We start from the raw sequence: 13963 nt of genomic DNA, 5'->3' as shown, positions 1-13963 counted from the left end.
ACGCGCTCATCTGAGGGTCTCCAGATAAGCGGTCACCGCCGCCAGCTCTTCGGGGCTAAGGGGCACGTTGGGCATGTTGTTGCCTGGCTTCAGGCGCTGCGGATCGGCGATCCACGCGGCGATGTTGGCGCGGCTCATCGGGAGAGTCCCGGCGGCGATCGACCGGCGGCTGGCGAAATGGCTGAGGTCCGGCGCGACCTGCCCCGACGCGGGCGTCCCGGCGATCGTGTGGCACGAGGCGCATTCGCGGGTCGTGACATAGGCGAAGCCGGCTTGGGCGAGGGCGGCGGCCGGCGCCGGCGGCGGGGCGAGCTGGGCGTTCCACCAGGCGGTGAAGGCGGCGACCGGCTCGACCGTCACGTCGAGCGCCATGTGCGCGTGCTGGATTCCGCAGAATTCGGCGCACTGCCCGCGATAGAAACCGGTACCGATCGGCCGCAGCGAAATGTCGTTGGTCCGGCCCGGGATCAAATCCTGCTTGCCGGCGAGATTGGGGACCCAGAAGCTGTGGATGACGTCGTCCGAGCGAAGCACGATGTGGGCGGTGACTCCCGCCGGCAGGTGAAGCTCGTTCGCCGTGCGCAGGACACGGCTCGGATTCACGTTCAAATAGCGCACGTCCCACCAGAATTGGTGGGCAGTGATCTCGATCTCCAGCGCCTTCGGCTCGGCCGCGCGCGCGAGATCGCGGTCGGTGAACCAGGTGGCGAGAGTCAGCCCGGCGAGGATCGCCGCGGTGCCGCCGATCCAGCCGCCGAGCGCTACCCGCAACGGCCTGTCGCGCGCCCCGTCCCCGCGGCGAAGCAGCGCCCAGCCGAGGAAGAGGAGCACGACGACGTAGACGATCGCCGCGACGGCAAGGAAGGTGGTGAACAAGTTCCACTGCAACAGGCTTTGAGCGGCGTTGACGCCGGCCGCGGACTGGATGGTGTCGAGCAGGTTCGTCATTCCTCGCTCGCATCGTCCTGCTTGGGCGTCGCCCGGTTGACCGGCTTGCGCTCGTCGAGCGTCAGCGGCTCGGTGTTGCTCGGCTCGTCGGCGCGCGAGGGGAGCGCGTCCTGGCGCGGCTGGGCCGAAAGCGCGCGGACGAAGGCGGCGAGCTGCCAGGCCTGGTCCTCCGTGATCCGCCCGCGGAAGGACGGCATCCCGTTCGGCCGCCCATCGAGGATGGTCGCGGCGATCTCGTCCATCGACCCGCCGTAGCGCCACTCGTCGTCCATCAGCGGCGGGCCCATGCCGCCCCCGCCATGGGCGTGGCAGCCGGCGCAGTTCATCCAGGCGTAGAGCCTTTGCCCCTGCGCAATGTGGTAAGCGTTGCCTTCGAAGGCGGCGCCGCGCGGGTTTTCCGCCATCGCGTTGCCGCGATTGTCGCGAGTCTCGCGCGAGCAGCCCGCGAGCGCGAGCAGGGCCATCAGGGCCGCCTCAACGCGGAAGCGCGAAGACATAGAGCCTCCCTCCCGCATCGGTGCGCGCGGGAAGGTCGCGCACCGCGTTGACGAAGCCGAGCGCCGAGGTCGGATCGCCCTTGTCGAGCGCGCCCGAGACGATCGCTCCGGACCAGCCGCCGACTCCGGCGAGAATCGCGATATATTGGCGGCCGTCGGGACCGCGAAAGCTGACCGGCTGGCCGATCGTCCCCGAATTCATCCGGAATTGCCAGAGCAGCCGGCCGCTCCGCGCGTCGACGGCTTTGAACAATCCGTCCATCGTCCCGTAGAAGACGAGGTCCCCGCCGGTCGCCAGAGCACCGCTCCACACCGGCAGATCCTCGCGAATTCGCCAAACCGGTCGGCGGGCGACAGGATCCCAGGCCGTCAGCATGCCGCGATTGCCGCCCGGCCCCGCATACATGCGCGCGTCGGCGCCGAGATAGGGCGTTCCGGCGATGTAATTGGCCTCGCTGTGGCCCTCGTCCATGCACAGGTTGAGATGGGGCACGTAGAGCAGGCCGGTTCGCGGCGAGAAGGTGGAAGGGTTCCAGTCCTTGCCGCCGGGCGCGGCGGGACAGATGTTGCGGGTGACCCGGCCCTGCTGCGGCATCTTGTCGGCGGCGAAGCTGGGCCTTCCCGTGGCGAGGTCGATGCCGCTGATCGAATTGACGAAGGCGTAGGGGTCGGCCGACAGCAGTTCGCCGCTCTCGCGGTCCATCACGTACATGAATCCGGTGCGCCCCGCCCGGACCAGCACGTGCCGAATCCGGCCGCGGACCGGCATGTCGAGCAGCACGCTCTCGTTGACGTCGTCATGGTCGAACAGATCGTGCGGACTCGATTGGTAGAACCAGCGCGCCTCGCCGGTGCGGATGTCGCGGGCGAAGACTCCGGCGGTCCACAGATTGTCGCCGGGCCGCTGGTCGGGATTCCAGGGTCCCGGATTGCCGGTGCCGTAGAAGACCAAATGGGTCTGCGGATCGTAGCTGATCCAGCCCCACGGATTGCCGCCGCCGATCCGCCAGCCTTCCGGCTGCCAGGAGGTGACTCCGAGGTTCCGCCCCCGCGCGGAGGCGTAGAAAGGATGGAAATTGGGGCCGATCAGAACGTCCGTGTCGGGACCGGTGCTCCACGCCTTCCACACCAGGGCGCCGCTTCCCGCGTCGAGCGCGGCCAGCCAGCCGCGTACGCCGAATTCGCCGCCCGAGCTTCCGACCAGGACCCGGCCGTCCGCGACCAGCGGGGCCATGGTGATCGTCTCGCCGATATTGATGTTCGCGAGCCGCGTGCGCCAGATTTCGCGCCCGGTTTCGGCGTCGAGCGCGATGGTCTGCCCGTCGAGCGTGTTGAAGAACAGCCGGCCGCCGGAGAAGACGGCGCCGCGATTGACGACGTCGCAGCAGGCGACGCCCTGGGCGCGCTGGAGCGGCCGCGGGCGGAAGGCCCATTTCACCGGATGATCGGGGCGGGTGAGATCGAGCGCGTAGACGATGTTGGGGAAGGGCGTGACGACGTACATCGTGGTGCCGACGACGATCGGCGCCGCCTCCTGGCCGCGATTGACTCCCGTGTCGAAGGTGAAGACCGGCCGAAGCCGCCCGACATTGGCGACGTTGATCTGATCGAGGGCGCTGAAGCGGGTGGCGGCATAGTCGCCCGGCGGCATCGTCCACTGGCCGTCCTCGGCGCGGCCGGAAGCCGGCGCGACGAGCGCCCGGGCCTGGGGTGCGGGAAGCGGCGCGAGCGTCTCCAGGACGGCCGGGCGCGGCTCGGCCGCGCGGGGCTGGAGCACCCACCAGACGACCAGTGCAACGACGAGGGCCGCGAGCAGGATCGCGACGATCCCCCACGCGCCGATTCGCCTTCCACTGGCTCCTGTCGGGTCGCTCATTCGAGCCGCAAAACCGGGCGTCCGAAACGAAGTTCCGTCGTTTCGCCGGTGTTTTAATCTGAATTAGTGCATTGGCACGACGGCGAGGCCCCAGGGTCGGTCGCCGGCCCGGAAACGGGCCAAGACGCGCAGGCTCGCGGCGTCGACCATGGCGACGTCGTTGGAGGGTCCGTTGGCGGTGAAGACGAAGCGGCCGTCGCCGCTCAGCGCGAGGCCCCAGGGCCGATCGCCGACCTCGACGCTCCCCGTCAGGCGCAGACTCGCCGGGTCGATCCGGAGCAGCCGTCGTCCGCGGCCGGTCGTGACGAACAGCGCTCTTCCGTCGCGGCTCAACGCAACGCCCATCGGACGGACGTTTCCGCCCTCGAGCCGGGCGAGACCGATGCGGCGGTCCGACGCCACGTCGATCGCGGCGATCGTCCCATCGCTCTCGCCGGGGACGAAGGCGCGGCGGCCGTCGGGGGTAAAGACCGCGTTGCGCGGCCGCTCGCCCACTGGAATATGCGCCCGGACGCGCAGCGTCCCGGCATCGACGACCGCGACCTGATTATCCTCCTCCGAGGTGGCGTAGATCAGGCGCCCGTCGGGAGAGACAGCTACTCCTTCGGGCTCGCCGCCGACCGGGATGGCGCCGCGCCGTCCGCCGCTCGCCGCGTCGAAGACGATCAGCTGGCCGCTGTCCTCGCTGGCGACGTAGAGCGTTCGGCCGTCCGGGCTGACCGCGACCGTCTCCGGATCGGAGACTCCGCGGATGATCCGCAAGACTCGCCCTTCCGCGACGTCGAACACGGCGATTCCGTCGGCGGCTCGGTCGGCCGGCGGCAGCGTCGATTCGTCGACTCCCGGCCCGCCGACCGGCGATCCGCTGAGCGCGATGTAGAGCAGCCGGCCGTCCGGGCTGGCGACGATTCCGCGCGGCCTTTTGCCGAGCGCCACCCGGCCGATCACCCTTCGCGCCTCGGGATCGACGATCGTCAGATCGCCGGACATCTCGTTGGTGACGTAAAGCCGCGCACCAAGCGGGGAGGGTGGCTGAGCGCAGCCGAACATCAGCAAAAGGCAAAGGACGATCCCGCTGCGCATCACGAACCGAACGATACCCGAAAGGGCCGGTTCCGGGTCAAGCGGCTCGGCACGGAGGGTCGATATGAGGCGGGAATGAGGAAACGAACCCCGGATCGAGATCGAGCGACCACGGCGGATTCAGCGCCATTCGCTTCGCGTCCCCTTCAGCTAGCTCGCGGAGGGCCGTATCTGGGCGGGACGGGGAACCGTGGCGGTAAGGCTGGTGCCTCGGCCGCTCCCGCCTATCTGGACCGAGCCGCCCAGGCGGGTCATTCGCTCGCGCATGCCTGCCAGGCCGATTCCGGACTGGGCGGCGGCGCTCAGCGTCGACTGGTCGAAGCCGATGCCATTGTCGCGCACGCAGAGGCTGATGGTCGATTGTTCGATCTCCAGCGCGACGGTTACCTGGGTCGCGCGCGCGTGACGGTGAACGTTGGCGAGCGCCTCCTGACAGACCCGGAACAGGGCGATCGAGACGTCGTCGTCGATCAGCTCCGTCCCCTCGCCGATGCGGACCTCGACCTCGAGGCCGGCCCGGTCGCCGAAGCCCAAAGCGAAATTCCGAACGGCCTCCCTCAGCCCGTGGCTTTCGATCACCGGCGGGTGGAGGAGGTAGGAAAGGACCCGGATCTCCTGCTTGGCCTCATGCAGCGAAGCCTCGATGTCCGCGCGCGCCTGGCCGAGCTGCGCGGCTTGCTCGCTACCCGGGTCCATTTCGGGCAGGTTGACCACCAGGCGTGCAAGCGCCAGGCCGGCGGCCGTCAAATGCTGGGCGGTGCTATCGTGCAATTCCTGGGCGATCCGCCGCCGCTCCTCGATCTGCAGGGTGAGCAGCCGCTCGGAAAGCGCGCGGACCTCCTCCTCCATCCGGTCCTGGTCGGTGCTGTCCTCGGCCACTCCGAGCACCAGCTCGGCGTCGCCGGCGGAGTCGCGGCTGAAGACGATGTTTCGGCTCAAATGATGGCGGTAGCGCCCGTTGCGGTGGAGCACGCGGTAGCCGACCGTCGCGATCTCGCCGTCAGGCAGGTTGGCCAGGCCGGCGACATGCTCCTGGACCGTCGCCACGTCGTCGGGATGAATCAGCCGCGGGATCATCTGGTCGCCCATTTCGGCGATTTCCGCCGGATCGTAGCCGAGCGGCATGTTGTGTTGGCCGGTCGAGAAGCGGATTCCCCGGCTCTTGAGGTCGAACAAGTAGATGACGTTGGAGGTGGCGTCGCCGAGGCTCCGGATCAGCGCCTGGCTGTTGTCCGCGATTCCCGCGAGAGTGCGCTCGAACGTGACGTCTCGGGTCACCCCGACGACATGGCGCAGGGGGCCGCCGCCCTCGCTCGCCGGGAGAAGGTTGGTCTTCCACGACAGCCGGCCGTCCGGCATGTCGATGCTCCGCTCGTACACCCGCGGCTCGCCGGTCTCGACGCAAAGGGCGAGGTTCGCCTCGAGGCATTCGGCGATCTCCGGCACCAGGCAATCGCCCGGGCGCGCTCCGATCACCTCGTCGAGCGGCCGGTTGGCGAGCTCGGCGACGGGCTGATTGGCGTCCTCGAACAGGAACGAGCCGTCGGGCAGCACCCGGATGACGTAGACCAGGAAATTGGGATGGCCGAACAGCGCCCTGTAGAAGGCGTCGAGGCTCAGCGCCGTCTCGGCTTGCCTCTTTCCCGCCCCGTTCGACAGATCGTTCATGCCCCACCCTCGCTAACGATAGTCTCGCGTTCCCCCCATTTCGGTCGGTGCGCGGCGATCTTAGCATAAATTAGGTCGTTAAAGCGAATTCGCCCCGGGATCGGTTCCCCATGCACTGCGGAATCCGCCTTTGACAGAGGGAGCGTCGCCCCGGCATTAGGCCACCATGCTCAGCCTTCATTACATTCGCGAGAATCCGGCCGTGGTCGCCAGGGCGATCGCCGACAAGAACGTTGCGCTCGACCTCGATACGCTGCTCGCGCTCGACGGCGAGGTGCGCACGCTGAAGACCCGGGCCGACACCCTCAGGGCCGAGCGCAACGCGATCAGCGACGGCTTCAAGAGCGCCGCGCCCGAGGAGCGCCCCGCGCTCGGCGCCAAGGCCAAGGCGATCGGCGCGGAAATAGCGGAAATCGAAGGCGCGCTCGGCGAGAAGCAGGCCGCGCTCGACGCCTTGCTGCTGCGCGTGCCCAACATCCCCTGGGAGGGCGCCCCGGTCGGGCCCGACGAGAGCTTCAACATCGTCGTCCGCCAGGAGGGGACGATCCCCGCCTTCGATTTCGAGCCGCTCGACCATGTCGCCCTGATCGAAAAGAACGACTGGGCCGATCTCGCGCGGATCACCCAGGTGGCGGGATCGCGCACCTATTGCCTCAAGGGGCGCCTCGCGATGCTCGAGCAGGCGCTGATGCTCTGGGCCCAGCAGCGCCTCGCCGCGGACGGCTTCACCCTGATGACCGTCCCCGCGCTGGCCCGGCCGCAGGCCTTCGTCGCCACCGGCCATTTCCCGGGGCACGAGGAAGAAGCCTATCACATGCCCGCCGACGATCTCTATCTCGCCGGAACGGGGGAGATCGCGCTCACCTCCCTGCACAGCGGCGAGGTGATCGAGGCGGACAAGCTTCCGATCCTCTACGCCGGCTATTCCCCCTGCTTCCGCCGCGAGGCGGGGAGCGCCGGCCGCGACGTTCGCGGCCTGCTTCGGGTCCACCAATTCTACAAGCTGGAGCAATATATCATCTGCCGCGACGACGCGGAGGAGAGCGCGCGCTGGCACCAGCGCCTGCTCGCCAATGCCGAGGGCATGCTGAAGGCGCTCGAAATCCCCTACCAGGTGATCGAGGCCTCGACCGGGGACATGGGCAACGGCAAGTTCCGGATGAACGACATCGAGAGCTGGGTGCCCTCTTTGGGCAAGTATCGCGAGACCCACAGCTGCTCGACGCTTCACGACTGGCAGGCGCGCCGCGCCAACCTTCGCTGGCGCGACGAGGAGCGCAAGGTCCGCTTCTGCCACACGCTCAACAACACCGCGCTCGCCTCCCCGCGGATCCTCGTCCCCCTGCTCGAGAACCACCAGAAAGCCGACGGCCGGGTCAAGCTGCCCGAGCCGCTGAGGGCGCTGATGGGCGGCGATTATCTCTAGGCGCCGCGACGACAAGGCGCCTCCCGGCTGGATGCGTATGCGCGAGGCGGCGGCGCTCGCCGCGCGGATGTACCGCGCCTTCGGGGCGCTGGGCGAGCGCGGCCCCGCCGATGGGCCGAGGGTGATGGTGATCCCCGGCTTCCTCGCCGCCGACCGGACGACGCTCGGGCTCCAGCGCGCGCTTGGGCAGGCGGGCTTCAGGGTCACGGGATGGGGAATGGGGCTCAACCGCGGGGTGACCGAGACCATCGTCGATCGCATCGCGGAGGGGGTCGAGCGGTTCGGCGAAGGCCGAAAGGTGATCCTGGTCGGCTGGAGCCTCGGAGGAATCTACGCCCGGGTCGTCGCCCAGGAGCGGCCGGAGCTGGTCGAGAAGGTGATCACGCTCGGCTCGCCTTTCTCCGGCGACCGGCGCAGGAACAACAATGTCTGGCGGCTCTACGAATGGGTGGCCGGCCATCCGGTCAACCGCCCGCCGATCGACAAGGACCCGGAGACGAAGCCGCCGGTGCCGACTCTCGCCATCTGGTCCCGCCGCGACGGAATCGTCGCCCCGGCGGGAGCGCGCGGCACGCCCGAACAGCGGGACGCCGAGCTCGAGCTGGACTGCAGCCACATGGGCTTCGCCGTCAGCGCAAAGGCCTATCCCGGGATCGTCGCCGCGGTCCGCGATTTCAGCTGAGGAACGGCCTCGATTGGAAGTTCCCCTTTGGAGTGGGAATCCCAATGAGTCATCCCGGCGAAGGCCGGGACCCATGAACACCTTGGATCCAGGAGAAGCGCAAACCTAGGTCTTTTCACCGAACACCGCGTTCATGGGTCCCGGCCTTCGCCGGGATGACTCTGAAATTTCTCGCATGATCGCCTTTGACTGCCCGGCTCCGCAGCATGGCCGATCATGCTCCCAGGAACGGCGCCGCCACCTCGCCCGGCACCCTCAACGGACGCCCGGTCGCCCTGTCGAGCATCGCCCAGGTCGTCCGCGCGCGCACCCGCGGCTTGCCGTCCTCCCCGACGAATTCGACGTGCCGGTCGAAGCGCGCGCCCTTCGGCGCTTCGCCCACCCAGGTGCGCGCCGTCACCGTCTCGCCGGGAAGCACGGCGCGGAGATAATCGATCTCGTGCCGGATCACGACCCAGACATAGGCCTCGACATGGGCCGGGTCCGACACCGCCCGCCAATGGGCGGTCGCCACGTCCTGGATCCAGCGCACCCAGGCGGCATTGTTGACGTGGCCGAGCTCGTCGATGTCCGCTTGCCCCGCGGTGATCCGAAGCTCGAACGGAGTCACCTCACTCCCCCGAGCCCATCTGAGTCAGCATAAAGGCATATTCCTCTGCCGTCTCCTCGAGCGCGGTCCAGCGCCCGGTGCGCCCGCCATGGCCCGCGCCCATGTTGATCTTGAGCAGCTGGAGATTGTCGTCGGTGCGCATGGCCCTCAGGCGCGCCGCCCATTTGGCCGGCTCCCAATAGGTCACGCGCGGATCGTTGAGCCCGCCCGAGATGAGCATCGGCGGATAGGCCTGGGGCCGCACGTTGTCGTAGGGGCTGTAGCTCTGCATGTAGCGGAACACGCCCGCGTCGGCGATCGGATTGCCCCATTCGTTCCACTCGCCCGGGGTCAGCGGAAGGCTTTCGTCCTGCATCGTGTTGAGAACGTCGACGAAGGGCACGTCGGCGATCACAGCCCCCCACAATCCGGGATTGGAATTGACCACCGCGCCCATCAGCTCGCCCCCGGCCGAACGCCCCGCGATGGCGATCCGCCCGGCCCGCGTGTAGCGCTCCGCGATCAGGCCCCGGGCGGCGTCGACGAAATCGTTGAACGTGTTGGTCCGCCGGTCGAGCTTGCCCTGCAAATACCAGTCGTAGCCGAGCTCGTCGCCGCCGCGGATATGGGCGATGGCATAGGCGTAGCCGCGGTCGAGCAGGCTGATCCGGTTGGCGCTGAAGGAGGGCGGAGTGGCATAGCCGTAGGAGCCGTAGGAATAGAGGAAGAGACGGCCCTCGCCGTTCCGCTCGAAGCCGCGGCGATAGACGATCGAGACCGGGATGCGCCGGCCGTCGCGCGACGGGACCATGATACGCTCGGTGACGTACTGGCTGGGATCGTAGCCCGAAGGGATCGCCTGGACCTTCAGCGTCTCCAGCCGGTTCTGGGCCGGATGATAGTCGTAGACGGTCGGCGGCGTGACCATCGAGCTGTAGGACAGGCGATAGGCGCTCGGCGCATATTCCGGATTGCCGGAGAGGCCGGCGCTGTAGGCGGCCTCCGTGAAGGGAATGCGCCGCTCGCTCCCGTCATAGCCGCGCAGGCGAACCTGATCGAGGCCGTCGACCCGCTCGCTGACCACGAGATGGTCGCGGAACGCTGTGAGGCCACGCAGATAGACTCGGTCGGAGCCCGCGATCACCGTCCGCCATTCGCCCGGATTCCCCGGATCGGCCTCGGCGATTCGGAAGTTCACATGGTCGTCGTTGGTCAGGATCCACAGCTTGTCGTGGCTGGAATCGACCGAATATTGGATCAGCGGCCGGCGCGCCGCGATCAGCACCGGCGGCGCCTCGGGATTGTCGGCGGGGACGAAGCGCACCTCGTTCGAGCTGTTCTCCCCGGTGGAAATGAGGATGTAGCGCCGGTCCTGCGTCCGGCCGACGTCCACGGTGAAGGCGACGTTCTGCGTCTCCTCATAGAGCGTCCGGTCTTGCGACGCGGGAGTGCCGAGCCGGTGGAGGCGCGCGCGGTAGGATCGCCACTGGTCGTTGACCTCGGTGAAGACGAGGGCGCGGCTGTCGGCGGTCCAGACCGGCTGGCCGATGCCGACCTCGCTGACCGTCTCGACGTCGCGGCCGGTGGCGATCTCGCGGATGCTCAAGCGGAAGCGCTCGGAGCCGTTGTCGTCGACCAAAGTCGCGGCGTAGCGCCCGTCGGGGCTGACCGAGAGGGCGCCGAGGCGGAAATATTGCTTGCCCGCGGCTTCCGCGACCTCGTCGAACACCACCTGCTCGGCGCCGCCGGCGACAGGCCGGCGATGCCAGGTGCGGTATTGCGCGCTGGGCCGGAAGGCCCACCAGTAGAGCCAGTCGCCGTCGCGCTGCGGCACCGAGCTGTCGTCCTCGGGAATCCGTCCGCGCATCTCGCGAACGAGCGTGTCGATCAGCGGCCGGTGCGGCGCCATCGCCGCCTCGAAATAGGAATTCTCGGCGCGCAGGTAAGCGAGGACGTCCGGATCGTCGACGACCGGATAGGATTCGTCCTTGAGCCAGTGATACGGATCCTCGACGCGGATTCCGTGCCGCTCGTAGCTATAGGGGCGCTGCTCGGCGATCGGCGGCGGCGGAAGCGTGTTCGTCCTGGTCATATCATCCCTTGGCGCGTGGCTTTGCGCGGCGAGCGGCGCGGCGATCAACATCAGGCAGACGGCGATAAGGCGCATCGGTGATCCCCCTCCCGCCGCGGGAAAGCAGGAACGCGGCGGGGCGTCCAGAGGCAAATGCGCCGGACAGCGATCGTGTTGCGCTCCCCGGCGAAGGCCGGGGCCCAGGCCGGCGCCAGCCGGGCTCGATACGGCGCGGGCCGAAAGCCTTCGGCTCCTGGGCCGGGGACCGGCCGCGCCCGAACTCGGCGCGCATTCACCTGGGGGAGAGCGGAACGGTCGGGCTGCCTCGTTCCCCGGCGAAGGCCGGGGTCCAGGCCGGCGCGAGCCGGGTTCAAGGGACGTGGACCCAAAGCCTTCGGCTCCTGGGCCCCGGCCTTCGCCGGGGAACGGCATCGTGCAGACCCCCCTCTGCATTTTCCTACACCCCCGCATTCATGCCATAATCGGCGCATGTCCGATGCCCGATTCGCCGCCGCCTCTTGTTTCCGCCTTCCGCGGGCGAAATCGGCCTCGGAAGGCTCCGCTTTTTCTCTTCCATGGAAGCGGAAACTTCGGAAACTTCCGTTCATGTTCGCCGCGGGCCCGCCATCTTGCTGGCGTCCGCAGCCAAGCTTAGAGGCGCCCCATGTCCAGCTATGAATCCCGCCTCGCCGCCTTGCGCGAGCAATTGAAGGCCGACCGGCTCGACGGCTTCGTCGTCCCGCTGACCGACGAGCATATGAGCGAATATGTCGGCAGCTACGCCCAGCGCCTCGCCTGGCTGACAGGCTTCCAGGGCTCGGCCGGCTCGGCCGTGGTCCTGCCGGAGGAGGCGGCGATCTTCACCGACGGGCGCTACACGCTTCAGGTCCGCGACCAGGTCGACGGCGCTCACTGGTCCTACCAGTCCGTGCCCGAAACCAGCATCGCCGATTGGCTGAAGGCGCACGCGCCGCAGGGCGGGCGGATCGGCTACGATCCCTGGCTTCACACCAAGGATTGGGTGAAGAAGGCGCGCGAGGCGCTTGCCGATACCGGCGCTGAGCTGGTCGCGGTGCGCAAGAACCCGATCGACGCGGTCTGGAACGACCAGCCCGAGCCCTCGCCGGCGCGCCTCATCGTCCATCCGGATTCCCATGCCGGCAAGAATTCGGCGGCGAAGCGGCAGGAAATGGCCGATTGGCTGAAGGAGCAGAAGGCGGACGCCGCCGTCCTCGCCGCTCTGGATTCGATCGCCTGGACGTTCAACGTGCGCGGCAAGGACGTCGATCATACCCCGGTCGCCTTGTCCTTCGCCCTGGTCAACGACGACGGCACGGCCGACCTGTTCGTCGCCTCGGAAAAGCTCGGCGACGACGTTCGCCAGCATCTCGGCAACGGCGTCCGGGTGCACGAGCGGAGCGATTTCGAGCCGATGCTGAAGAGGCTCGCCGGCAAGACCGTGGCCGTCGATCCCGAGCGCTCGGTCGCCGCGATCTTCGAGGCGCTGGAGGAGGCCGGGGCGAAGATCGTCTCGAAGCGCGATCCCTCGATCCTGCCCAAGGCGATCAAGAACGAGACCGAGATCGCCGGCCACCACGCGGCCCAGACGCGCGACGGCGCGGCGCTGTCGCGTTTCTTGCACTGGCTTTCGATCGAAGCGCCGAAGGGCGTCGTCGACGAGCTTTCGGCGGCCGCGAAGCTCCACGACTTCCGCCAGCAGGGCGGCGACCTCAGGGACTTGAGCTTCGATACCATCTCCGGCGCGGGGCCGAACGGGGCCATCGTCCATTACCGGGTCACCGAGGCGACCAACCGGCCGCTGGAGATGGATTCGATCTATCTGGTCGATTCGGGCGGCCAATATCCGGACGGCACGACCGACGTGACCCGAACCGTCGTGATCGGCACGCCGACGGCCGAGATGAAGGACCGCTTCACCCGGGTTCTCCAGGGCCATATCGCGGTCGCGCGAGCGCTCTTCCCCGACGGAACGCGCGGCAGCCAGCTCGACAGCTTCGCCCGCCAGTATCTCTGGCGCGCGGGAGTCGATTACGCCCACGGCACCGGCCACGGCGTCGGCAGCTTCCTGTCGGTCCACGAAGGCCCGCAGCGAATCTCGCCCGCGGGCAGCGCCCAGGCCGGCGGCGACGAGCCGATCCGGGCGGGAATGATCCTTTCCAACGAGCCCGGCTATTACAAGACCGGCGCATACGGAATCCGCATCGAGAACCTCGTTCTGGTCGTGGCCAAAGAGCCGGAAGGCGGCTTCGAGGGCGAGAAGAAGCTGCTCGGCTTCGAAACGCTGACCTTCGCCCCGATCGACCGCAATTTGATCGAGCCGGCGATGCTCAGCGGCGACGAACGGCGCTGGGTGGACGATTATCACGCCGAGGTGCTGCGCGTGGTCGGCCCGCAGCTGGAGGGGGAAGCGAGGGCCTGGCTCGACGCGCAATGCGCGCCTCTGCAATAGGAGACGACATCCCTCCCCGCTCATCCTGAGTAGCCGTTGAGCTTGTCGAAACGGCGTATCGAAGGACCGTCCTTCGATACGGGCCTTCGCCAAGCTCAGTCCCTACTCAGGATGAGCGGGGGGTGGAGGATCCCTCTCCGCTTGGTCCTCAGTCCCCCGCGCCTGGGCCTTGCGCCGCTTGAGGTTCTCGCGAAGCGCGGCGGCGAGGCGCTTCTCCCGTTCTTCGTCCCTGGTGGGCATGGCGCGCCTTGACATCATCCGAAGGGACCGGCCATAGGCCCGCTTCCCCGGAAAGCGATAGGCTGCCGTAGCTCAGTGGTAGAGCGCATCCTTGGTAAGGCTGAGGTCGTGAGTTCAATCCTCACCGGCAGCACCATCGCCCCGGCGCAGGAAGATCACTCGGCCCTGAGCCGGGCGACCGCTTCGTGGCGAATGTGCTCGGCGGCCTTGCCGGCGAACAGGGAAGCGAGCTCGCTGTGGCGTTCGCGGGCTTCCTGCGTGACCGCATAGCTCGCCCTTCGCCGCTCCTCGGCCGCACGTCGCGAATAATATCGGTAATCCGATTCCATGCCGCCGCCTCCCCCTCGACTCGGGTGGCTTAACACAAGAATTTCCAGATTCCGAATCACCCGCCCGAGGAGGGAAACCGGGGT

Annotated in this window: 10 protein-coding genes and 1 tRNA gene; 4 read left to right on the top strand and 7 right to left on the bottom strand. The window is 68.2% G+C overall.

The window, feature by feature from the left end; translation table 11 throughout:
• Positions 1-6: 6 nt before the first annotated feature.
• The 5 genes from E6G92_13790 to E6G92_13770 all read right to left on the bottom strand — a co-directional run bounded on the left by E6G92_13790 (position 7) and on the right by E6G92_13770 (position 6072).
• Complete coding sequence (locus E6G92_13790) at positions 7-948, bottom strand: c-type cytochrome (protein ID TMJ17392.1); 942 nt, start codon at positions 946-948, stop codon at positions 7-9.
• Positions 945-1445 (bottom strand): c-type cytochrome, encoded by a 501-nt coding sequence (locus tag E6G92_13785; GenBank protein ID TMJ17391.1) that lies wholly within the window; start codon positions 1443-1445, stop codon positions 945-947. The genes E6G92_13790 and E6G92_13785 overlap by 4 nt, the downstream gene beginning before the upstream one ends.
• Positions 1423-3321: a PQQ-dependent dehydrogenase, methanol/ethanol family gene (locus tag E6G92_13780; GenBank protein ID TMJ17390.1), complete on the bottom strand. Its 1899-nt coding sequence runs from the start codon at positions 3319-3321 to the stop codon at positions 1423-1425. The genes E6G92_13785 and E6G92_13780 overlap by 23 nt, the downstream gene beginning before the upstream one ends.
• A gap of 63 nt (positions 3322-3384) precedes the next feature.
• The gene (locus tag E6G92_13775) at positions 3385-4404 is read right to left on the bottom strand and encodes a hypothetical protein (GenBank protein ID TMJ17389.1); all 1020 of its coding nucleotides are present in this window, start codon (positions 4402-4404) and stop codon (positions 3385-3387) included.
• A gap of 150 nt (positions 4405-4554) precedes the next feature.
• Complete coding sequence (locus E6G92_13770) at positions 4555-6072, bottom strand: hypothetical protein (GenBank protein TMJ17388.1); 1518 nt, start codon at positions 6070-6072, stop codon at positions 4555-4557.
• A gap of 166 nt (positions 6073-6238) precedes the next feature.
• Between E6G92_13770 and serS the strand changes: the two genes are divergently transcribed.
• On the top strand, positions 6239-7498 hold the full coding sequence (serS, locus tag E6G92_13765) for a serine--tRNA ligase (protein TMJ17387.1): 1260 nt from the start codon (positions 6239-6241) through the stop codon (positions 7496-7498).
• A 31-nt stretch (positions 7499-7529) separates the two neighbouring features.
• On the top strand, positions 7530-8180 hold the full coding sequence (locus tag E6G92_13760) for an alpha/beta hydrolase (protein ID TMJ17386.1): 651 nt from the start codon (positions 7530-7532) through the stop codon (positions 8178-8180).
• A 214-nt stretch (positions 8181-8394) separates the two neighbouring features.
• Here E6G92_13760 and E6G92_13755 read toward each other — a convergent pair whose 3' ends face one another.
• On the bottom strand, positions 8395-8790 hold the full coding sequence (locus tag E6G92_13755) for an acyl-CoA thioesterase (protein ID TMJ17385.1): 396 nt from the start codon (positions 8788-8790) through the stop codon (positions 8395-8397).
• 1 nt (position 8791) lies between these two features.
• Positions 8792-10861, bottom strand: coding sequence for a S9 family peptidase (locus E6G92_13750; GenBank protein TMJ17616.1), 2070 nt, complete (start codon positions 10859-10861; stop codon positions 8792-8794).
• 643 nt (positions 10862-11504) lie between these two features.
• Here E6G92_13750 and E6G92_13745 point away from each other — a divergent pair.
• Together E6G92_13745 and E6G92_13740 are read left to right on the top strand one after the other, a co-directional pair.
• Positions 11505-13310 (top strand): aminopeptidase P family protein, encoded by a 1806-nt coding sequence (locus E6G92_13745; GenBank protein ID TMJ17384.1) that lies wholly within the window; start codon positions 11505-11507, stop codon positions 13308-13310.
• 301 nt (positions 13311-13611) lie between these two features.
• Positions 13612-13686: transfer RNA gene (locus tag E6G92_13740), tRNA-Thr, on the top strand.
• Positions 13687-13963 lie beyond the last annotated feature (277 nt).

Source organism: Alphaproteobacteria bacterium (genome assembly GCA_005883305.1).
Taxonomy (GTDB): domain Bacteria; phylum Pseudomonadota; class Alphaproteobacteria; order Sphingomonadales; family Sphingomonadaceae; genus Allosphingosinicella.
Note: the sequence above shows the minus strand (reverse complement) of the source record. Positions and strands in the feature narration are given on the sequence as shown.

Excerpts from the sequence above, each read along its gene's own strand:
- E6G92_13790 (TMJ17392.1), bottom strand. The coding sequence starts at position 948 with ATGACGAACCTGCTCGACACCATCCAGTCCGCGGCCGGCGTCAACGCC.
- E6G92_13785 (TMJ17391.1), bottom strand. The coding sequence starts at position 1,445 with ATGTCTTCGCGCTTCCGCGTTGAGGCGGCCCTGATGGCCCTGCTCGCG.
- E6G92_13780 (TMJ17390.1), bottom strand. The coding sequence starts at position 3,321 with ATGAGCGACCCGACAGGAGCCAGTGGAAGGCGAATCGGCGCGTGGGGG.
- E6G92_13775 (TMJ17389.1), bottom strand. The coding sequence starts at position 4,404 with ATGCGCAGCGGGATCGTCCTTTGCCTTTTGCTGATGTTCGGCTGCGCT.
- E6G92_13770 (TMJ17388.1), bottom strand. The coding sequence starts at position 6,072 with ATGAACGATCTGTCGAACGGGGCGGGAAAGAGGCAAGCCGAGACGGCG.
- serS (TMJ17387.1), top strand. The coding sequence starts at position 6,239 with ATGCTCAGCCTTCATTACATTCGCGAGAATCCGGCCGTGGTCGCCAGG.
- E6G92_13760 (TMJ17386.1), top strand. The coding sequence starts at position 7,530 with ATGCGTATGCGCGAGGCGGCGGCGCTCGCCGCGCGGATGTACCGCGCC.
- E6G92_13750 (TMJ17616.1), bottom strand. The coding sequence starts at position 10,861 with ATGACCAGGACGAACACGCTTCCGCCGCCGCCGATCGCCGAGCAGCGC.
- E6G92_13745 (TMJ17384.1), top strand. The coding sequence starts at position 11,505 with ATGTCCAGCTATGAATCCCGCCTCGCCGCCTTGCGCGAGCAATTGAAG.